The organism is Alloyangia pacifica (genome assembly GCF_003111685.1).
In the GTDB taxonomy this organism is placed as follows: Bacteria; Pseudomonadota; Alphaproteobacteria; order Rhodobacterales; family Rhodobacteraceae; genus Salipiger; species Salipiger pacificus_A.
The window spans coordinates 587779-605694 of the sequence record NZ_CP022190.1 but is presented as its reverse complement, the minus strand read 5'-3'; the positions used below and the strand labels follow the sequence as shown (position 1 = coordinate 605694).

Annotated in this window: 16 protein-coding genes; 11 read left to right on the top strand and 5 right to left on the bottom strand. The window is 65.5% G+C overall.

The genetic code is table 11. The annotated features are described in order from the left end of the window. Positions 1-125 precede the first annotated feature (125 nt). Genes CEW88_RS15800 through CEW88_RS15770 form a run of 7 tightly spaced genes read left to right on the top strand, consistent with a single transcriptional unit; the run spans position 126 to position 8030 of the window. Positions 126-1226, top strand: a complete 1101-nt coding sequence (locus tag CEW88_RS15800; protein WP_108968728.1) for a transporter substrate-binding protein — start codon at positions 126-128, stop codon at positions 1224-1226. Next, positions 1223-1822 carry an ANTAR domain-containing response regulator gene (locus CEW88_RS15795; protein WP_108968726.1) on the top strand — a complete coding sequence of 200 codons (600 nt, stop codon included), beginning with the start codon at positions 1223-1225 and terminating at the stop codon, positions 1820-1822. Before CEW88_RS15800 ends, CEW88_RS15795 begins: the two co-directional genes overlap by 4 nt. Then, the gene (locus CEW88_RS15790; RefSeq protein ID WP_108968724.1) at positions 1815-2705 is read left to right on the top strand and encodes an ABC transporter permease; all 891 of its coding nucleotides are present in this window, start codon (positions 1815-1817) and stop codon (positions 2703-2705) included. Before CEW88_RS15795 ends, CEW88_RS15790 begins: the two co-directional genes overlap by 8 nt. Next, a complete protein-coding gene (locus tag CEW88_RS15785; RefSeq protein WP_108968722.1) occupies positions 2705-3625 on the top strand; it encodes an ABC transporter permease in 921 nt (306 codons plus the stop codon). Before CEW88_RS15790 ends, CEW88_RS15785 begins: the two co-directional genes overlap by 1 nt. A 43-nt stretch (positions 3626-3668) precedes the next feature. Continuing rightward, the gene (locus CEW88_RS15780; RefSeq protein WP_108968720.1) at positions 3669-5288 is read left to right on the top strand and encodes an ABC transporter substrate-binding protein; all 1620 of its coding nucleotides are present in this window, start codon (positions 3669-3671) and stop codon (positions 5286-5288) included. Positions 5289-5292: 4 nt separating this feature from the next. After that, positions 5293-6252: an acetamidase/formamidase family protein gene (locus CEW88_RS15775; protein ID WP_108968719.1), complete on the top strand. Its 960-nt coding sequence runs from the start codon at positions 5293-5295 to the stop codon at positions 6250-6252. Next, positions 6249-8030, top strand: a complete 1782-nt coding sequence (locus CEW88_RS15770; protein WP_108968717.1) for an ABC transporter ATP-binding protein — start codon at positions 6249-6251, stop codon at positions 8028-8030. Before CEW88_RS15775 ends, CEW88_RS15770 begins: the two co-directional genes overlap by 4 nt. A gap of 111 nt (positions 8031-8141) precedes the next feature. Here CEW88_RS15770 and CEW88_RS15765 read toward each other — a convergent pair whose 3' ends face one another. From CEW88_RS15765 to CEW88_RS15745, 5 genes are read right to left on the bottom strand one after another with little or no spacing between them, the layout of a single operon-like run. Next, positions 8142-9245 carry a DmpA family aminopeptidase gene (locus CEW88_RS15765; protein WP_108968715.1) on the bottom strand — a complete coding sequence of 368 codons (1104 nt, stop codon included), beginning with the start codon at positions 9243-9245 and terminating at the stop codon, positions 8142-8144. Further along, on the bottom strand, positions 9242-10060 hold the full coding sequence (locus CEW88_RS15760) for an ABC transporter permease (RefSeq protein WP_108968713.1): 819 nt from the start codon (positions 10058-10060) through the stop codon (positions 9242-9244). Before CEW88_RS15760 ends, CEW88_RS15765 begins: the two co-directional genes overlap by 4 nt. Further along, on the bottom strand, positions 10057-10941 hold the full coding sequence (locus CEW88_RS15755) for an ABC transporter permease (RefSeq protein ID WP_108968711.1): 885 nt from the start codon (positions 10939-10941) through the stop codon (positions 10057-10059). Before CEW88_RS15755 ends, CEW88_RS15760 begins: the two co-directional genes overlap by 4 nt. Beyond that, positions 10938-11999: an ABC transporter ATP-binding protein gene (locus tag CEW88_RS15750; RefSeq protein ID WP_254694540.1), complete on the bottom strand. Its 1062-nt coding sequence runs from the start codon at positions 11997-11999 to the stop codon at positions 10938-10940. The genes CEW88_RS15755 and CEW88_RS15750 overlap by 4 nt, the downstream gene beginning before the upstream one ends. A gap of 59 nt (positions 12000-12058) precedes the next feature. After that, positions 12059-13081: an ABC transporter substrate-binding protein gene (locus CEW88_RS15745; protein ID WP_108968707.1), complete on the bottom strand. Its 1023-nt coding sequence runs from the start codon at positions 13079-13081 to the stop codon at positions 12059-12061. Positions 13082-13193: 112 nt separating this feature from the next. Between CEW88_RS15745 and CEW88_RS15740 the strand changes: the two genes are divergently transcribed. The 4 genes from CEW88_RS15740 (at position 13194) to CEW88_RS15725 (ending at position 17912) form a co-directional block, all read left to right on the top strand. Next, a complete protein-coding gene (locus CEW88_RS15740) occupies positions 13194-14060 on the top strand; it encodes a MurR/RpiR family transcriptional regulator (RefSeq protein ID WP_108968705.1) in 867 nt (288 codons plus the stop codon). Positions 14061-14467: 407 nt separating this feature from the next. Then, on the top strand, positions 14468-16210 hold the full coding sequence (locus CEW88_RS15735) for an Ldh family oxidoreductase (protein ID WP_254694529.1): 1743 nt from the start codon (positions 14468-14470) through the stop codon (positions 16208-16210). A 38-nt stretch (positions 16211-16248) separates the two neighbouring features. Further along, positions 16249-17238, top strand: coding sequence for a sialic acid TRAP transporter substrate-binding protein SiaP (locus tag CEW88_RS15730; protein ID WP_108968703.1), 990 nt, complete (start codon positions 16249-16251; stop codon positions 17236-17238). Between the two features lie 65 nt (positions 17239-17303). Continuing rightward, positions 17304-17912, top strand: coding sequence for a TRAP transporter small permease (locus CEW88_RS15725; protein ID WP_235940086.1), 609 nt, complete (start codon positions 17304-17306; stop codon positions 17910-17912). Positions 17913-17916 lie beyond the last annotated feature (4 nt).

Genomic DNA, 17916 nt, shown 5'->3' with positions numbered 1-17916 from the left:
TTTTGACAGCCTCCGCAGGTTTGCGCAGACAAGAGGCAACATATTGGCAAAAGCGCCTCGCACCCTTCGGTCTGTCTTCGCGACACACGCTGGGTGCGGGGCGTTTTTCGTTTCAGGAGCGCCGCGTGATCCGCAGTATCGACATAGGACTTCTCTTCTCAACCTCCGGTCCCTACCGGCTCATGGGGCAGGCCAGTCGCGAAGGCGCGCTGAAGGCAATCGAGCAGGTCAATGACGATGTTGAGATAGATATGGTCTTCTGTCCGGTGGAGCGTGACCCGGGCGGCGATATCGATGCCTATGCACCGCTGTGCGAAGACATCCTGAAAAACAGCTCGGCGCGGCATGTGATCGGCTGCACAACCAGTTGGAGCCGCAAGGAAGTGATCCCCAGCCTTGAGAGGCTGGGAGGCGTGCTGTGGTATCCCACGCCCTACGAGGGGTTCGAGTCCTCTGACCGCGTGGTCTATGCCCATGCCTGCCCCAACCAGCACTTGCTGCCGCTGCTCGAGCACGCCTTCGCAGCCTATGGCAGCCGGTCCTACCTGACGGGATCGAATTATATCTGGGGCTGGGAAATGAACCGCATCGCCCGCGAGGTCAGCGCGAAGCGCGGCGCGCCTGTCCTTGGCGAACGGTACGTGCCGATCGGATCGACAGACATCGCCCGCCTTGTCGATGAAATCGCCGCATTGAAGCCGGACTTTGTCCTGAACCAGCTGATCGGTCCGTCGCAATATGCGTTTCTCGAGGCAATGGCGCAGCTGCGCGCGGACGATCCCGCCTTCGGCGACAACGCGTGCCCGGTCCTGTCGTGCAACATGACCGAGGCCGAACTGGGCGCCATGGGCGCCGCGGCAGAGGGGGTCATCGCCGCCGGTCCATGGTTCAAGGGCATGGCCCCCGCGCTGCCGGGCAACGAGGGGCGTTTCGATTTCGGATCATCTTTCGAGGCGGCGGCGCACGCCTCTGTCATGATGCTGGCCCGCCTGTTGGCGAGCGTGCCGGACGCCGAGGCCCTGAGCCTGCCCGAGCTTCTGGCCATGCCGCGCGCGGCATCGGTGGGGATCAGCCCGCGCACCCATCACGTTGCGCTGCCAGTGGCCATCGCCGCGGTGCGCAACGGCAGATTTGTCCCGATCGAGACCCACGCACCGATCGAAGGCGATCCTTACCTGACGCAGTCGACGCAGCGGCCACAACCGATGCTGCGGGTGGTACGATGAGAGGGCGTCTGAGCATTCCCGAACTGGGCGGCGCGCGCGCGGTGATCCTGCACCGGCCACATGCCAACGTGACCGCGCTGGTCCGCCAGTTGGAAGCGGTGGGGCTGCACGTCGAGTGTTGCTGGCCGGAGCTTCCGGCCTCGGTGCGCGGCGCCGACTTTCTCTTCATCGATGTGGACACCGCCTTTGACGACCAGTTTCCCTGGCGCCCGGGCGACGCGCCGCTTCCGACCATCGCGCTGATCGGGTCCGAAGCGCCCGGTCGCATCGAATGGCTGATGAACTTCGGTGTCGATGCGCAGATCCTCAAGCCTGTCGGCGACAACGGTGTCTATTCAGCGCTTCTGATCGCGCGGGCGACCTTCGATGCGCGGATCGGCTTGGCTGGCGAAATCCAAAATCTGCGCCAGCGCCTCGGCCAGCGGCAGACCGTGGTGCAGGCAGTGGCCGTGCTGGCGACGCGCGGAAAAACTGAAAACGAGGCCTACGAACAGCTGCGCGGCATGGCGATGGCGTGGCGCGTCAGCTTCGAGGAGGCCGCCGCAAGGATCGTGGCCTCGGTCAGCGATGGAAGGACGGACAAGGATCATGGCTGACACGACGGTACAAGCGACACCAACCGCCTCTCCGGCCAGCGCCCTGCGGCGGCTCTTGCGCCGCAAGCTCGCGCTCTTCGGGCTTGCGATCATCACGCTGGTGGTAGGGGGTGCGGCCCTTGCACCGTGGATCGCGCCCTACGCACCTGACGAACAGCTGTTCGAGGGGCTGACGCTCTACGGCGAGCCCATGCCGCCAGGGGGCGACTTTCTCATGGGAACGGACCTGCTGGGCCGCGACTTGTTCAGCAGGATGCTCTACGGCGCGCAGACCTCGCTCATCATCGGTGTGGTCGCCAATGGCGTCGCGCTGGTCATAGGAACACTGGTGGGCGTGCTCGCGGGGTACGTCCGCGGTTGGGTCGGGGCCGTGCTGATGCGGTTCACCGACCTGATGATGGCCTTCCCGGCCCTGTTGCTTGCGATCTGTCTCGCGGCGATCTTCCAGCCGTCGCTTTGGATCGTGGCCATGGTGATTGCGCTGGTCAACTGGGTACAGACGGCGCGGGTGGTCTATACCGAGACCACCTCGCTGGCAGAGCGCGAATTCATCGCCGCCGAAAAGACGCTGGGTGCGTCCCGGTCGCGCATCCTGTTCAAGCATATCCTCCCGCACCTCATCCCGACGCTGATCGTCTGGGGCACGCTGGGGATCTCTGTCACCGTGCTGCTCGAGGCGACCCTCAGCTTTCTCGGGGTCGGTGTTCAGCCGCCGACGCCCAGCTGGGGCAACATCATCTTCGAGAACCAGACCTATTTCCAGGCTGCACCCTGGCTGGTCTTCATCCCGGGCGCGGCGATCCTGCTGCTGGCGCTGGCCTTCAACCTCGTGGGCGACGCGCTGCGCGACGTGCTCGATCCGACCCAAAGGGGAAACGACTGATGCCCGGTTACCTGTTTCGCCGCATCATCCAATCCTTGCTGATCCTGCTGGGCGTCAGTTTCATCACCTTCGTGCTGCTCTACGTGCTGCCCGCCGACCCGGTGCGCCAGATCGCCGGGCGGTCGGCTACGGCGCAAACGGTCGAGAACATCCGCCAGCAACTGGGGCTCGACCAGCCGATGCTCGTGCAATACTGGCGCTACCTGTCGGGCCTTGTTCAAGGTGACATGGGACGCAGCTACCTGCAGAAGACCGAGGTCTCGACGCTGATCGCCGCGCGTCTGCCCGCCTCGCTGCTGTTGATGGCCGGCGGGATCTTCTGCGAGCTTCTGATCGGGCTCACGCTTGGCATCGTGGCCGCCCTCTATAGAGGCAAGCCGCTCGACCAGGGGCTGATGCTGACGTCCTTCGTCGCGGTCTCTGCGCCGCAGTTCGTGGTGGGCCTACTGTTGCTCTATGTGTTCGCGGTGCTGCTTGGATGGTTCCCCATTGGCGGGTACGGCACCTTTGCGCATCTCGTTCTGCCGGCGGTGACGCTGGGGATCATGGGGTCCGGCTGGTATTCCCGCATGATGCGCTCCAGCATGGTCGAGGTGTTGCGGCAGGACTACATCCGCACCGCACGCGCCAAAGGGCTGAAGCGCTCGAAGGTCCTGATGCGCCATGCGCTGCCCAACGCCATCCTGCCCATCATCGCCATGATCGGCATCGATATCGGCATCTTCATGGGCGGCATCGTCGTTGTCGAAAGCGTGTTCGGCTGGCCCGGCATCGGCCAGCTCGCGTGGCAGGCGATCCAGCGCGTCGACATCCCGATCATCATGGGCGTCACCATGGTGTCTGCCACGGCCATCGTGCTGGGCAACCTGCTCGCCGATCTCATTACCCCGCTCATCGACCCGCGCATCAAGTTGCGCTGATCCCTGGGCATCTTCTTCAACTTTAAACCAACAGGGAACGATCATGAAAAAACTACTTCTCTCCACTGCTTTGCTGGCGGCCTCGGCTCTGCCCGGCTTTGCCGAGGGCTACACCGCTGATCCCGATGCCACGCCGGGCGGCATGATCACCGTCACCTACAAGGACGATGTGGCCACGCTCGACCCGGCAATCGGTTACGACTGGCAGAACTGGTCGATGATCAAATCCCTTTTCGACGGGCTGATGGATTACGTTCCCGGCACGACCGAGCTGCGCCCCGGCCTCGCCGAGAGCTACGAGATCTCCGAGGATGGCACGGTCTTCACCTTCACCCTGCGCAAGGGCGTGACCTTCCACAACGGGCGCGAGATGACCGCGGAGGACGTGAAATACTCGCTCGATCGCGTGACCAACCCCGAAACCCAATCGCCCGGCGCAGGCTTCTTTGCCTCCATCGCGGGCTATGATGCCATGGCCTCGGGCGAGGCGGATACGCTGGCAGGCGTCGAAGTGGTCGACCCCTCGACGGTCAAGATCACCCTGTCGCGGCCCGACGCGACCTTCCTGCACGTGATGGCGCTGAACTTTGCCTCCGTCGTACCGCAGGAGGCCGTGGCCGAGCATGGCACCGATTTCGGCAAGCATCCCGTCGGCACCGGCGCTTTCAAGCTCGGGGAGTGGACCATCGGTCAGCGGCTCGTCTTCGAAAAGAACGAGGACTACTGGCGCGATGGCGTGCCGTATCTGGATGGCGTGACGTTTGAAGTGGGCCAGGAGCCCATCGTCGCCCTTCTGCGCCTTCAGAACGGCGAGGTAGATGTGCCCGGCGACGGCATCCCCCCGGCAAAATTCCAGGAAGTCATGGGGGACCCGGCGCAGGCCGCGCGCGTGGTCGAAGGCGGCCAGCTGCACACCGGCTACATCACGCTGAACGTCGGCATCGAGCCGCTCGACAAGCTGCCCGTGCGCGAAGCCATCAACATGGCGATCAACAAGGACCGCATCACCCAGATCATCAACGGCCGCGCCGTGCCCGCGACCCAGCCACTGCCGCCCTCGATGCCGGGCTACACAGACGGCTACGAAGGCTATGCCTTCGACGTCGAGGCCGCCAAGGCCAAACTGGCAGAGGCCGGCCTTGATGATGGCTTCTCCACCGAGCTGTTCGTGATGAACACGGACCCGAACCCGCGTATCGCGCAGGCGATCCAGCAGGACCTGAAGGCCATCGGCGTGGACGTCGAGATCCGCTCTCTCGCGCAGGCGAACGTCATCGAGGCAGGCGGCGCGGGCGAAGCGCCGATGATCTGGTCCGGTGGCATGGCATGGATCGCGGACTTCCCGGACCCGTCGAACTTCTACGGCCCGATCCTGGGGTGTGCCGGTGCGGGCGAAGGCGGCTGGAACTGGTCCAAGTTCTGCGACGAGAGCATCGACGCCATGGCCACCGCCGCCGACAGCATGACCGACCCGTCGGCCCCGGAGCGCCTGGACATGTGGTCCGACGTCTACATGAAGGTCATGGAGCAGGCCCCCTGGGTCCCGGTGTTCAACGAGCAGCGCTACACCGTCAAGTCCGAGCGCATGGGCGGCGCGGATGCGCTCTATGTCGACCCGGTCTCGATCCCGGTCAACTACGACTACGTCTACGTGACCGAGTAAGCGCATGTGCAAGGCCTGTGATTACACGATCCACGGCGCGCAGCACCATTTCGGCTGGGACAATTCCATTGCCCCGGTCGAGACGGTCGCGCCCGGAACGACGATCTGCTTCAACTGCATGGATTCTTCGGCGGGCCAGCTTGGCCCGTCGAGCACCGTTGAGGACGTCAGGACGCTTGACTTCGGCAAGATCAACCCGGTTTCCGGCCCCATTTACATCGATGGCGCAGAACCGGGCGACGCGCTGAAGATCACGCTCGAGGGTTTTGCCCCGCGCGAGCAGGAGGGGTCGGCCTGGGGCTGGACAGCCAATATACCGGGCTTCGGCCTGCTGGCGGACCAGTTTCAGGATCCGGCGCTGACGATCTGGAAGTATGACGCGCAAAGCCTCGCTCCGGCGCTTTGGGGCGACATGGGGCGCGTGCCGCTCAAGCCCTTCACCGGCACCATAGGCGTGGCGCTGGCCGAACCCGGGCTGCATTCCATCGTGCCGCCGCGGCGCACGGGCGGCAATCTCGACATCCGCGACCTGGCCGCCGGGACAGAGCTGTACCTGCCGGTTGAAGTCGCGGGCGCGCTGTTCTCCGTGGGCGATACCCACGCGGCGCAGGGCGATGGCGAGGTCTGCGGCACGGCGATCGAAAGCCCGATGGATGTGACGCTGACGCTCGATCTGGTGAAGGGGGCGAACCTCAAGATGCCGCGGTTCACCACGCCGGGGCCAGTGACCAACCACCTCGACCAGAAGGGCTACGAGGTCACGACCGGGATCGGGCCCGACCTGATGAGCGGCGCGCGCGACGCGGTAGCGGGCATGATCGACCTGCTCACGGCCAAGCACGGCATGTCGGCAGTGGATGCCTATATGCTGGTCTCGACCTGCGGCGATCTGCGCATCTCCGAAATCGTCGACATGCCCAACTGGGTCGTCTCCTTCTACTTCCCGCGAATGGTGCTCGAATGACCATGACACAAGCCGCAACCGCCCCTTCGGGGGCGACTGCACCCCTCCTGTCAGTGCGCGAGCTCACCGTCTCGGTCAGGGATCGCGGTGTGGTGCGCCCTCTGGTGGCGGGCCTGTCCTTCGACCTGCACGCCGGCGAAACGCTCGCCATCGCGGGCGAAAGCGGGTCGGGCAAGTCGATCACCTCGCTGGCGTTGATGGGCCTGCTGCCCAACAATGTCGCGGTCACCTCTGGGCAGGCGCTGCTGGACGGAACCGACCTGCCGAAGCTGCCCGAGACCGAGATGCGCAACTGGCGCGGAGCCCGGCTGGCGATGATCTTCCAGGAACCGATGACGTCGCTGAACCCGGTTCACACGATCGGCAGCCAGATGACAGAGGCGATCCGCGCGCACGCGCTGGTCGCGGCCTCCGCGGCGCGCGCGCAGGCGGTCGAGGCCCTGCGCAAGGTGCGCATTCCCGAACCCGAGCGCCGGATGAAGCAATTCCCCCATGAACTTTCGGGGGGCATGCGGCAACGGGTCATGATCGCGATGGCCCTCGCGCTGCGGCCTGCGCTGCTGATCGCGGACGAGCCGACCACCGCCCTGGACGTGACGGTGCAACAAGAAGTTCTCGAGTTGTTGCGCGACCTTCAGGCCGAGACCGGGACCGCCATCATCCTGATCACCCACGACATGGGCGTGGTCGCGGAAAGCGCCGATCGCGTCGTGGTGATGCGACAGGGCCGCATGGTCGAAAGCGCGCCGGTCGACACGCTCTTTGCCGCGCCCCAGCATGACTATACCCGCAGTCTCCTCGCCGCGGTGCCGCGCCTTGGCGCGGGTGCCGAACGGGCCAAGCCCCTGCCGCCCGTTTCAACTGCGCCTGCCGCGCGGCTGGTGGACGCCCGCGTGCATTTCGATATCGGTTCAGACTTCTTTGGACGCCCCACGCATCGCGTCCATGCCGTCGAAAAGGTGAGCTTTGACATCCGCCCCGGCGAAACCTTCGGGCTGGTCGGGGAATCCGGCTGTGGCAAGTCCACCATCGCCAAGGCGCTGTCGGGGCTCGTGCCGCACGCGGGACACATCGAGGTCGACGGCAAGGCGCTTGCCGGCCTGACCGACCGGGGACGCCGCGACATCTGCCGCGACATCCAAATGGTTTTCCAGGATCCCATGGCGGCGCTCGATCCGCGCATGACTGTCGGCGAAGCGGTCATGGAGCCGCTCTTGATCCATGGCATCGGTTCGGCCGAAGACCGGATCGCCCGCGCAACGGAGCTCTTTGAACGCGTGGGCCTGAGCGCTGGTCAGATGCAGCGCTATCCGCATGAATTCTCGGGGGGGCAACGCCAAAGGATCTGCGTGGCCCGCGCATTGGCCCTCAAACCGAAACTGATCATCTGCGACGAGAGCGTCTCCGCGCTTGATGTCTCGGTGCAGGCACAGGTGCTGGCGCTGCTCGAGGAGTTGCAGCAGGAAACGGGGGTGTCCTACCTGTTCATCAGCCATGACATGGCCGTCGTGGAAAATGTCGTGGATCGCCTCGCGGTCATGTACCTGGGGCAAATCGTGGAAATGGGCACCCGTGATCAGGTGTTCGGCAACCCGCAGCACAGCTATACCCGACGCCTTCTGGATGCCGTGCCGATCCCCGATCCATCGCGCAAGGGCCGCCCGCATGCTCGGCGGGCAACGGACCTGCCCTCGCCCATCTGGAAAATCAACGAGGGGCCTACGCCTGTCAGCCTCCTGGACATCGGCGACGGCCATCTGGTTGCCCAGGACGGGTGAAGGGACAGGGGCCTCGGGTGGTCGAGGCGCACCAGGCGCCTGGACCTCACACGGCGGCACGATCAACAGGCAGGCTGAGCCGCCGCACTCCTGGCCGGGAAACAGGTCGCCTCACTCCAGCAGCTGCATCAGCCGGTCCGTGTCCAGCGCCCGGCAGATGCCCCCGGCGGGGCGCGCCATGGGCACATCCTCCGCGGCGCAGAGCGCGTTGAGCACGGCCTCGTCCACCGCCTCGACGGCAGCCATGTAGACCGGGTCGAGAAGCTCGTCGTTCAGGCAGGTCATATGCCGCCACGGGCCCGAGAGCTGCGGCAGCGGCATCTCGTTGGCGGTCGAGAAGGCGAGGAAGATGTCCCCCGAGTTGTTGCCCCCCGGCGTCCCGGCGCGCCCGATGCCGATGGCGGCGCGGCGCGACAGCCGTTCAAGCTGGCTCGACGAAAGCGGCAGATCGGTGGCGAGGACCACGATGATCGATCCGCGCTCGGTCACCATGTCCACGACCCGGTGCTCGGGCATCTGTTCGCCGACGCGGCGCCCGGCGACGGTGAGCCAGGGCCGTAGCCCGTGGTTGGCCTGCACCAGCGCCCCGAGGGTGAAGGCTTGGCCGTCGACCTCGAGCTGCCGCGAGGCGGTGCCGGTGCCGCCCTTGAACTCGTAGCAGATCATCCCCGCGCCGCCGCCAGAGTTGCCCTCGCGCACCGGCCCGGGCCGAGCCGCGTCGAGCGCCCGGCGCGCCAGGTCCTCGGTCACATGCAGCCCGTTGATGTCGTTGAGCACGCCGTCATAGGTTTCAGCCACCACCGGCATTGCCCAGAGGTGATTGTCCTCCCAGGTCGCGCCATAGGTCTCGACCATCCAACGCACCGCCGCCGTGTGGCAGGGACCGATGGCATGCGAGTTGGAGATCATGATCGGCCCGGCCAACCAGCCGCCGTCGCGCACCCAGTGGGCGCCGGTCATCTCGCCGTTGCCATTCAGGCTGAACTGCCCGGCCCAGACCGGCTTCGGCTCGGGATCGTGGCCGCGCGGCAGGATCGCGGTGACCCCGGTCTGCACTTGGATGCCGCGGGTGGCGAGCGACGGATCGCGCGCCGAGAGCAGTTCGGTCGTGCCCACCTCGAGGCCCGGCACATCGGTGATGGCGTTCAGCAGACCGGGCGTGCCCGGAAGCGGAATCCCCAGCGCGCGGGCGCGGGGCTTGGTATTGCAGGTCATTTCTGTCGTCTCGATCTGAAGTAGAGGCCGGCGGCGGCGATCACCAGGGTGAAGAGCAGCATCAGCGTGGCGATGGCGTTGATCTCGGGCTTGATGCCGCGACGGAGCAGCCCCCAGATATGGATGGGCAGCGTGGTGTTGCCGGTGCCGGCGATGAAATAGGTGATGACGAGGTCGTCCATCGAGATGATGAAGGCCAGCAGCCAGCCCCCGAGGATGCCCGGCGCGATGCCCGGCAGGGTCACCTTGCGGAAGGTCTGCGCCGGGATGGCGCCAAGATCGGCTGAGGCCTCCTCGACCGAGGTGTCGACCTCGGCCAGCCGGGCGGAGACGGTGACGAAGACGTAGGAGATCAGGAATGTCGACTGGCCGATGATGATCGTCAGCATCGACAGGTTCATGCCAATGGTGATGAAGAAGATCAGCAGCGCGATGCCCAGCACGATATCGGGCATGATCATCGGCAGCATCATCAGCGTGCGGTAGAAGCGCGCCAGCCGGAAGCGGTAGCGCGCCACGGCGAGCGCCAGCGCGGTGCCGCAGACTGTGGAAAAGACCGAGGTCGAGAGCGCGACGATCAGGCTGGTGCGCACCGCGCCCCAGAGTTGGTCGGTGCTGTCGACATAGGTCGCGCTCTGGGTCAGCGAGGTCTCCATGCCGAAGAGCTGGCGGTACCAGTCCAGCGTGAAGCCGTCCCAGATCATCATGTTCAGCGTGTTGGCATTGAAGGAGTAGACCACCACCAGCAGGATCGGTGCGTAGACAAAGACGAAGAAGAACAGCCCGTAGAGGCTGAGCAGACGGCGCAGGATCATGACTGCGCCTCCTTCTTCGCGAGGCGGAATTGCGCGATCAGCAGAAGCAAGACCGCGCTCATCACCAGCATCGCCAGCGCCGAGCCGAAGGGCCAGTTGCGCGCCGACAGGAACTGCTGCTCGATCAGGTTGCCGATCATCAGCACCTTCGCCCCGCCCAGCACCGAGGGCACGATGAAGTTGCCCAAGGCGGGAATGAAGGTGATCACCGAGCCTCCGACGATGCCGGGCAGCGTCGCGGGCAGGATCACCTTGCGGAAGGTCTGGACGCGGGTGGCGCCAAGGTCCGACGACGCCTCGATCTGCGCCATGTCGAGTTTTTCGATCGAGCCGTAGAGCGGCAGGAACATGAAGGGGATGAAGACATAGGTCATCCCCAGGATCACTGCGAAATCGGTGTAGAGAAACTCGAGCGGCGCGCCGGTCAGCCCCAGCCCCATGAGCCCCTGATTGAGGAAGCCCGTGGGCCGAAGGATCAGCACCCAGGCAAAGAGCCGCACGATCAGGCTGACGAAGAAGGGCAGCGTGACGAGGAAGATCGCGAAGTCGCGCATCCCGGGCCGCATCCGGCTGATCCAGAAGGCGGCGGGATAGCAGACAAGCAGGCTGGCCAGCACGGTCAGCGCCGCCAGCTTCAGCGAGCGCAGGAAAATGGCGATATAGACCGGGTCGAACTTCTCGTAGCGCGTGTCGGCCCAGCCGAGGATGCGTCCGTAGTTGAGGTGCGAGAAGATCCAGTCGACCCCGCCATAGAGCCCCGGCGTCAGGAAGCTGTAGACCAGCATGATCAGCAGCGGACCGAAGAAGAAGACCAGCAGGAAGACCGTCGGCGCACCCAAGAGGCCGAAGAGCTGCAGCAGCTTGCGGTGGGCAAGGCTCATGCGGCCACCTCGTCGATCAAGTGCAGACCGTGGGCGGCGGCGTACAGCGTCATTTCCGAGCCGACGCCGGGCAGCGCGCTGCCGCTGCGCAATAGAGCGTGCAGCGTGCCGTGGGCGGACGTTTCCAGCGCGATCTGGTGGTCCGTGCCGGTGTAATAGGTCTCGCGGATGATGCCGGTGAATCTGAGCGCATGGCCCTCGGGCGGCGCGACAGAAAGCGCCTCGGGGCGCAGCAGCAGCGTCGCCGCACCGGAAGCGTGGGGTGTGGCAAAGCCCTGGCCGTCGGACAGACTGGCGCTGCCGCCGGTGACCGTCACGGGCAAAAGGTTGCTCTCCCCAAGGAAGTCGGCGGTGAAAAGGTTGGCCGGGGTCTGATACAGCTCTGTCGGCGCGCCGATCTGCTGGATCTGCCCATGCGCCAGCACGGCGATCCGATCCGACATGGTCAGCGCCTCTTCCTGGTCGTGGGTGACGAAGATGAAGCCGATGCCGAGCTCCCGCTGCAGCGCCTTCAGTTCCTGCTGCATCTTCTGTCGCAGGTTCTTGTCGAGCGCCGAGAGCGGCTCGTCGAGCAGCAGCAGCTTGGGTTTCGCCGCCAACGCCCGCGCCAGAGCGACGCGCTGCTGCTGGCCACCCGAGAGCTGCTGGATGGACCGCTTCTCCATCCCCGCAAGGCCGACCAGTTCCAGCATCTCGCCGACGCGGGCGCGGATCTCGCGCTTGTCCCGACCGGCGATCTCCAGCGCGTAGCCGACGTTGCGCGCCACGCTCATGTGGCCGAATAGCGCGTAGCGCTGGAACACGGTGTTCACCGGACGGCGATGCGCCGGCATCTGGGTGACGGCGGCACCGTCGATCAGCACCTCGCCCGCGTCCAGCGTCTCGAAGCCGCTGATGGTGCGCAGAAGCGTGGTTTTGCCGCAGCCCGAAGGGCCGAGCAGGGTGACGAACTCGGCGCTGGCGAGCCTCAGAGAGATGCGGTCGAGCGCGGTCATGCTGCCGCCCTCGGGGGTGCGGAAAGTCTTGCGGGCGTCGATGATTTCAAGCGGAGAAGGCATGGGCGTGCGGTCCTGCGTGCCGGCGGAGAAGCCCCCCGCCGGTTGGGTGTCAAAGGGCGTCATTGCGCGGTCTTGATGCGGGTCCACTCGGAATTGTAGAGCTGCAGGTCGCGGCCCAGGTCTTCGAAGATCTGCAGCTTTTCCATGACATCCTGCGACGGGTAGATCGTCTCGTTCCCGGCGATCTCTTCGGGGATCAACTCCCGTGCGGGCAGGTTGGGGGTCCCGTTCATCTGCTGCGCGACGTTCAGTGCCGCTATCTCGGGGCGCAGGTAGAATTCGAGGAACCTCTTCGCGGCCTCCTTGTTGGGCGCGGATGCCAGCACGCACATGTCCTCCTGGTACAGGGTCGCGCCTTCCTCGGGGATGATGTAGCCGATGGTGTCGGGGTTCTCGGACACGTAAAGGTTCGCGCCCACGTACCAATGCGCCGCCGCCACGTCGCCCGAGATAACCTGCGGCACCGAGTCGTAAGTGAACGCGGTGACGCCGCCAATGTGGTCGATGATGTAATCCGCCGCGGCCTCGACCTCGGCCGGATCGGTGGAGTTGACCGAGTTGCCGTTCACGATAAGCCCGATGCCGATGGTCTCGCGCAGGTCGTCTAGCAGCGTGATCTTCTTGCCCGCGGCGCCGAGCGCGAAGAAGTCCTCCCAGCTCTTGATGTCGCCGGCCAGTTCCTTGTTGTAGACGATGCCGACGTTGCCCCAAGCATAGGGCAGGCAATATTCGGCGTCCGGATCGGTCTGGGCACGGACGAACTGCGGGTCGATGTTCTCGAAGCCCGGGGCCTCGCCGATGTCCGTCTGCGCCAGCAGGCCGAGCTGGAACATGATGTCGTGCATGTGGACGGAGGGGAAGACGATGTCGTAGCCGGTCGCCCCGGCCTGGATCTTTGCCAGCATCTCCTCGTTCGAGCCGTAGCTGTCGAGCGAGACCTCGATGCCCGTCTCTTCGGTGAAGGCCTCCAGTACGGCGGGGTTGATGTAGTCGCCCCAATTATAGAGCGACAGCGTTTCGGCGGCGGCCGCCAGCGGCGCGAGGGTCAGCGCCGTCGTCGCGGCAAGATGCATCTTCTTCATGTGTTCAGTGGCTCCCTGTCAGGCGGTTTTTCGGTTTTGCCTTGAGTCGCCAAAATGGTTCGTTACTGTCATTTTCGTCAAATGTTAGTTTTCTATCATATGGAGATCCGCCATGACGCAGGGGTTTGCATCCTACGCCGAGGCTCCGATTGATGAATTCGTGAGCAAAGTCGAAGAAGGCATGGCCTCGCTGCCCAAGCAAGAGGCGAAGGTCGCGCAGTATTTCCTGCTCAACCTCAACTCGATCTCCTACGAAACAGGAAAGTCCATCGCTCAGAAGGCGGGGGTTGCCGAGATCACCGTGGGACGGATGTTGCGCCGGTTCGGCTGCGCCGGGATGAAGGAGTTCAAGGCGATGCTGCGGCACCGCTACTCGGTCACCGGCGAGAGCCTCGCCGAGGAGGGCTTCGAGCTGCCCGAGGACTGGCAGGAGCAGATGACCGCCGAGCTGCGCGCGATCAGCACCGTCTATTCCAAGATGGGAAGCCCCGCCTTCCAGGCCGCAGAACGCTACCTGCGCGAGGCCGATGAGGTCTATGTCACCGGCTTCCAGACCGTGCGCGGCCTTGCCGAGGACACCGCCCGCCGGCTCGCCCTCGCCCGCCCGCGCGTGCGGTTCCTGTCGGGCCATGACAGCATGCTGTCCGAATGGCTCGACCCCCCTGCCCCCGGGAGCAGCTGCCTGCTTGTGATCGATGTCATACCTTATGCAGCCGAATGCGAGACCATCGCGCGGCTCGCGCGCGAGCAGGGCCGGACGGTGGTGGTGGTGACTGATGAATACTGCCATTGGGCGCATGAGGTCACCAACGCGGTGATCAATACGCCGTCCAAAACGGGGCTCTTCCTGGAGTCGCTCCTCGGACTGACCGCAGCGACCGGCCTGCTCATCCACGCCACGGCCAACGCCGCAAACCACGACCTGGACCAGCGGATGCGCGACTGGAAACGGCTGGCGACGCGGATCGGGATCTTCTAGCCCTGCGGGCCCGTGCCCCGATCGGCGCGACGCGGCGGCATTGGGTCTGATGCACTTCCGGAGAGCTCGCGTCGATCATTGCGATCATCGCGGCGCAGGCGCTTCTGCGGCGGCCGTAGTCTTGCCCTGACCGCCTTGGGCAAACGTCGACCCTGCTCCCGGCCGCAGGCCTCGGACGAAGTTCCTGGCGCCCAGGTCTCGGTAGCGCCTCGCGCAGCCCTCCTGTCGAAAGGCAGTTTTGGGTGCCGTCGTGCAGCCCACCAATCTCACGCTTGATCTTGGCGGCTTGAGGTTACCCTTGTTGGATGTGCGCCAGTCTGACCTGCCGCCCCGCCGAAGCCTAAGATCACAGTTGACCCAACGTTGGTATACCATATACCGTTTGGTCATGTTGAGGAGGCATTACCGTGGATGGACCGACCCTGCGTGACGGCGCGCCGAAGCTCTCCGACCGAGCCCGCGAGGCGATCCGGGAGCAGATCATCTCTGGCGATCTGCCCATGGGCTCTGCGCTGCGGGAATCCGAGCTGGCCGCGAGTCTCGGCATGTCGAAGATTCCCCTGCGCGAGGCGCTTGTGCAGCTCGAATGCGAGGGAATGATCACCACCAGGCCCAACCGCAGCCCCCGCGTCTTCGAAATGTCGCAGGAGGACATCGGCAGTCTCGGCGAGCTGCGCGAAATGCTCGAAACCGAGGCGCTGCGGCTTGCCATCGCCCGCCGCGCCCTGCCGCTTGCCACCCGCCTTCGCGAGATCACCGCGCAAATGGCCGAGGCCCTCTCCACCCGCGACGCGCGCAGCTACAAGCTGCTCGATAACGCCTTCCACCATGCGATTTTTGCCGAATGCGGCAACGTCTACCTGGAAAAGACGCATCACATGCTGTCCTTCCGCATCCAGGCGCTGCGCAACAAGCTGAGCCGCGAGCATGAGCTGAACGAACGCTCCCTGGCCGAGCACCAGCAGCTTGCCGCACTCGTTGCCGAGGGCGATACCGCGGCGGCCGAGACCCTGATGCGCAGCCATATCCGGGACACCACGCAGAACTACCTGGCGCAGGACAGTGCCGCGAGCGCCGCGCCGCGCCCGCCCGAGCGGGTGAAGCAGGCCGAAATGGAACGCTTCGCCGACGCCGCGCTGGCCGCAGCCGGCTGCGATGATCGAACCCGGAAGGCGGTCATCAGGGCGCTCAGCCATGCCTCGTCGCTTGGGGTCGACACCCATGGTTACCGGCTGCTGCCGCATTACCTCGATGGTTTCACAAAAGGCCGGCTGAACCCCGCACCAGAACTGCGTTTCGTCCGCGAAAGCGCCGGCGCCGCGCTGCTCGACGGCGGCGATGCGCATGGCGCGCGGGCCACCTATGCTGCCGTCGACAAGGCGGTCGAACTGGCCCGCGCCAGCGGCTCGGGCGCGGTGGCGATCCGGGCCAGTTCTCACTTCGGTGCGGCGGGGGCCTACGCGCGCGCCATCGCCGAAGAGGGGCTCCTTGGGTTCTGCTTTTGCAACTCCGACAGCTTTGTTCGCCTGCACGGCGGGGCCGAGAAATTCCACGGCACCAACCCGATCTCGATGGCCGGTCCCGCCGGGATTGGCGAGGAGCCCTGGCTCTTCGACATGGCGACAAGCGCCATCCCCTTCAACAAGGTGCAACTCAGCCGCGCGCTCGGCATCGAGCTGCCCCACGACACGGCTTCGAACGGGCTTGGCGAGAACGTCACCGACCCCGAACGCGCCGAGATGCTCGCGCCGCTCGGCGGCGAGTTCGGCTACAAGGGCGCGGGGCTGGCGGGGATCTCCGAAATCCTCAGCACCGCGCTCTCGGGTGCCCCGCTCAGCTTCGAGCTGCCGGGCATGATCTCCGACGACATGTCCACCCCGCGCGGGCTGGGCGCCTTCGTCATGGCCTTTGACCCGGCGGCCTTTGCCGGGCTCGAGGTCTTCACCGCCACGCTCCGCCGCTACCGGACCGCCATTCGCGGCTCGAGCACCGCGCAGGGCGCCGAAGTCATGGCGGCGGGGGACAGGGAATGGGCGGAAGGCAGGCGCCGCGCGGTGCAGGGCATGACGCTCGATCAGACGGCTGTCGAGGCGCTGGCGCGCTTCGCAGAGGAGAAAGGCATCCCGCCATTGGAGGTGGTGGGCGGCTGAAAAGACCAAAGTTTTGGGAATTTAGGGAGGAGAACCAAATGACCCGGATTACGAAGACACTGGCATTCCTAACAACGGCGGCGATCGCTTTGGGAGCGGCGCTGCCCGCGTCGGCGCAGGCCGAGCGGGTGCTCAAGTTCGCGCATGTCTATGAGACCGCCGAGCCCTATCACACCTGCGCGGTGGCGGCGAATGACGCGCTGACGGCGGCCACCGACAACCGGCTCGGCATCGAGGTCTTCCCGGCCTCGACGCTGGGCAAGGAGTCGGACATCAACGAGGGGCTCAGCCTCGGCACCGTCGACATCATTTACACCGGCCAGCTCTTTGCCGGGCGCTACTACGGCCCGCTCGCGATCGGCGGCGCGCCCTTCATGTTCCGCGACTACGCGCATTGGGATGCCTACCGCACGTCCGATCTCTTCGACGAGCTGACCCAGGGCTACGCCGATGCCACCGGCAACCACGTGACCTCGCTTACCTATTACGGGCAGCGTCACGTGACCTCGAACAAGCCGATCCTGGCCCCGGCAGACATGAAGGGGCTGAAGATCCGCGTGCCGAACGCGCCGCTCTACATGATGTTCCCGAAAGCCACCGGCGCCAACCCGACGCCGATCGCCTTTGCCGAGGTCTATCTCGCGCTGCAGCAGGGCACCGTCGACGCGCAGGAGAACCCGCTGCCGACGATCCAGGCCAAGAAGTTCTACGAGGTGCAGTCCGACATCAACCTCACCGGCCACATCACCGACGCGCTGCTGACCATCGTCGGCGGCCCGACCTGGACGAGCCTCTCGGAAGAGGACCAGGCGGCGCTCGAGCAGGTGCTGGACGACACCGCGACCTGCGCAACCGAGCAGGTGATCGAGGCCGAGAACAACCTCAAGCAGTGGTTCGTCGACGAAGGGGTGACGGTCAACGAGGTGGATCGCGGCCCATTCATCGAGGCGGTGAAGGCGGTGCACAACGGCGACATGGCGACCTGGGATCAGGAGACCTATGACCGCCTGCAGGCCATCGGCCAGTAATCCGTCGCGCCGGGGGCGGCCGTCGCGCCGCCCCCGGCCCACCGACCCTCAGACGAGGCGCCCCCATGCATGACGATACCGACCCGGGCAAGACGCGCCCGATGTCCGGCCCCGAAACCGGCCCCGAGGATTTCACCCTGCACCTCGCCGAAGAGGACGCGCAGGAGATCGACCTTTCCGACATCCGCTGGCAGGATGCGCTTGTGCTGGCCCTGTTCTGGGTGCTGGCCGGCGTGGTCTTCCTGCAGTTCTTCACCCGCTACGTGCTGAACGACTCGCTGGGCTGGACCGAGGAGATCGCCCGCTACCTGCTGATCGCCGTGACCTTCGCCGGATCGGTGATGGCGGCGCGCAAGCACAGCCATATCGCGGTGGAGTTCCTCTACCGCTGGGTGCCCCGCCCGCTGCGCCGGCTGATGCAGGGCGTGATCGACCTCATCACCACCGGTTTCTTTGCGACGCTCGCCTGGCTCTCGGGCCAGTTGGCCACCCGCACCGGGGGCATGATGGTCTCGATCGACGTGCCCAAATCCTATGTCTACTGGTTTGTCGCGCTCTGCTTCGCGGGCATGGCGATCCATTCCGCGATCAACGGCGTGCGGCACCTGACCAGTGGCACCAGCCGGCTCATCGATCCCGAAGCCCACGCGGATGAAACCCGCGCCATCGACTAGGACC

What these genes read in the sequence shown, in the direction of transcription:
- CEW88_RS15795 (WP_108968726.1), top strand. Translation starts at nt 1,223, where the DNA reads ATGAGAGGGCGTCTGAGCATTCCCGAACTGGGCGGCGCGCGCGCGGTG.
- CEW88_RS15790 (WP_108968724.1), top strand. Translation starts at nt 1,815, where the DNA reads ATGGCTGACACGACGGTACAAGCGACACCAACCGCCTCTCCGGCCAGC.
- CEW88_RS15785 (WP_108968722.1), top strand. Translation starts at nt 2,705, where the DNA reads ATGCCCGGTTACCTGTTTCGCCGCATCATCCAATCCTTGCTGATCCTG.
- CEW88_RS15780 (WP_108968720.1), top strand. Translation starts at nt 3,669, where the DNA reads ATGAAAAAACTACTTCTCTCCACTGCTTTGCTGGCGGCCTCGGCTCTG.
- CEW88_RS15775 (WP_108968719.1), top strand. Translation starts at nt 5,293, where the DNA reads ATGTGCAAGGCCTGTGATTACACGATCCACGGCGCGCAGCACCATTTC.
- CEW88_RS15770 (WP_108968717.1), top strand. Translation starts at nt 6,249, where the DNA reads ATGACCATGACACAAGCCGCAACCGCCCCTTCGGGGGCGACTGCACCC.
- CEW88_RS15765 (WP_108968715.1), bottom strand. Translation starts at nt 9,245, where the DNA reads ATGACCTGCAATACCAAGCCCCGCGCCCGCGCGCTGGGGATTCCGCTT.
- CEW88_RS15760 (WP_108968713.1), bottom strand. Translation starts at nt 10,060, where the DNA reads ATGATCCTGCGCCGTCTGCTCAGCCTCTACGGGCTGTTCTTCTTCGTC.
- CEW88_RS15755 (WP_108968711.1), bottom strand. Translation starts at nt 10,941, where the DNA reads ATGAGCCTTGCCCACCGCAAGCTGCTGCAGCTCTTCGGCCTCTTGGGT.
- CEW88_RS15750 (WP_254694540.1), bottom strand. Translation starts at nt 11,999, where the DNA reads ATGCCTTCTCCGCTTGAAATCATCGACGCCCGCAAGACTTTCCGCACC.
- CEW88_RS15745 (WP_108968707.1), bottom strand. Translation starts at nt 13,081, where the DNA reads ATGAAGAAGATGCATCTTGCCGCGACGACGGCGCTGACCCTCGCGCCG.
- CEW88_RS15740 (WP_108968705.1), top strand. Translation starts at nt 13,194, where the DNA reads ATGACGCAGGGGTTTGCATCCTACGCCGAGGCTCCGATTGATGAATTC.
- CEW88_RS15730 (WP_108968703.1), top strand. Translation starts at nt 16,249, where the DNA reads ATGACCCGGATTACGAAGACACTGGCATTCCTAACAACGGCGGCGATC.
- CEW88_RS15725 (WP_235940086.1), top strand. Translation starts at nt 17,304, where the DNA reads ATGCATGACGATACCGACCCGGGCAAGACGCGCCCGATGTCCGGCCCC.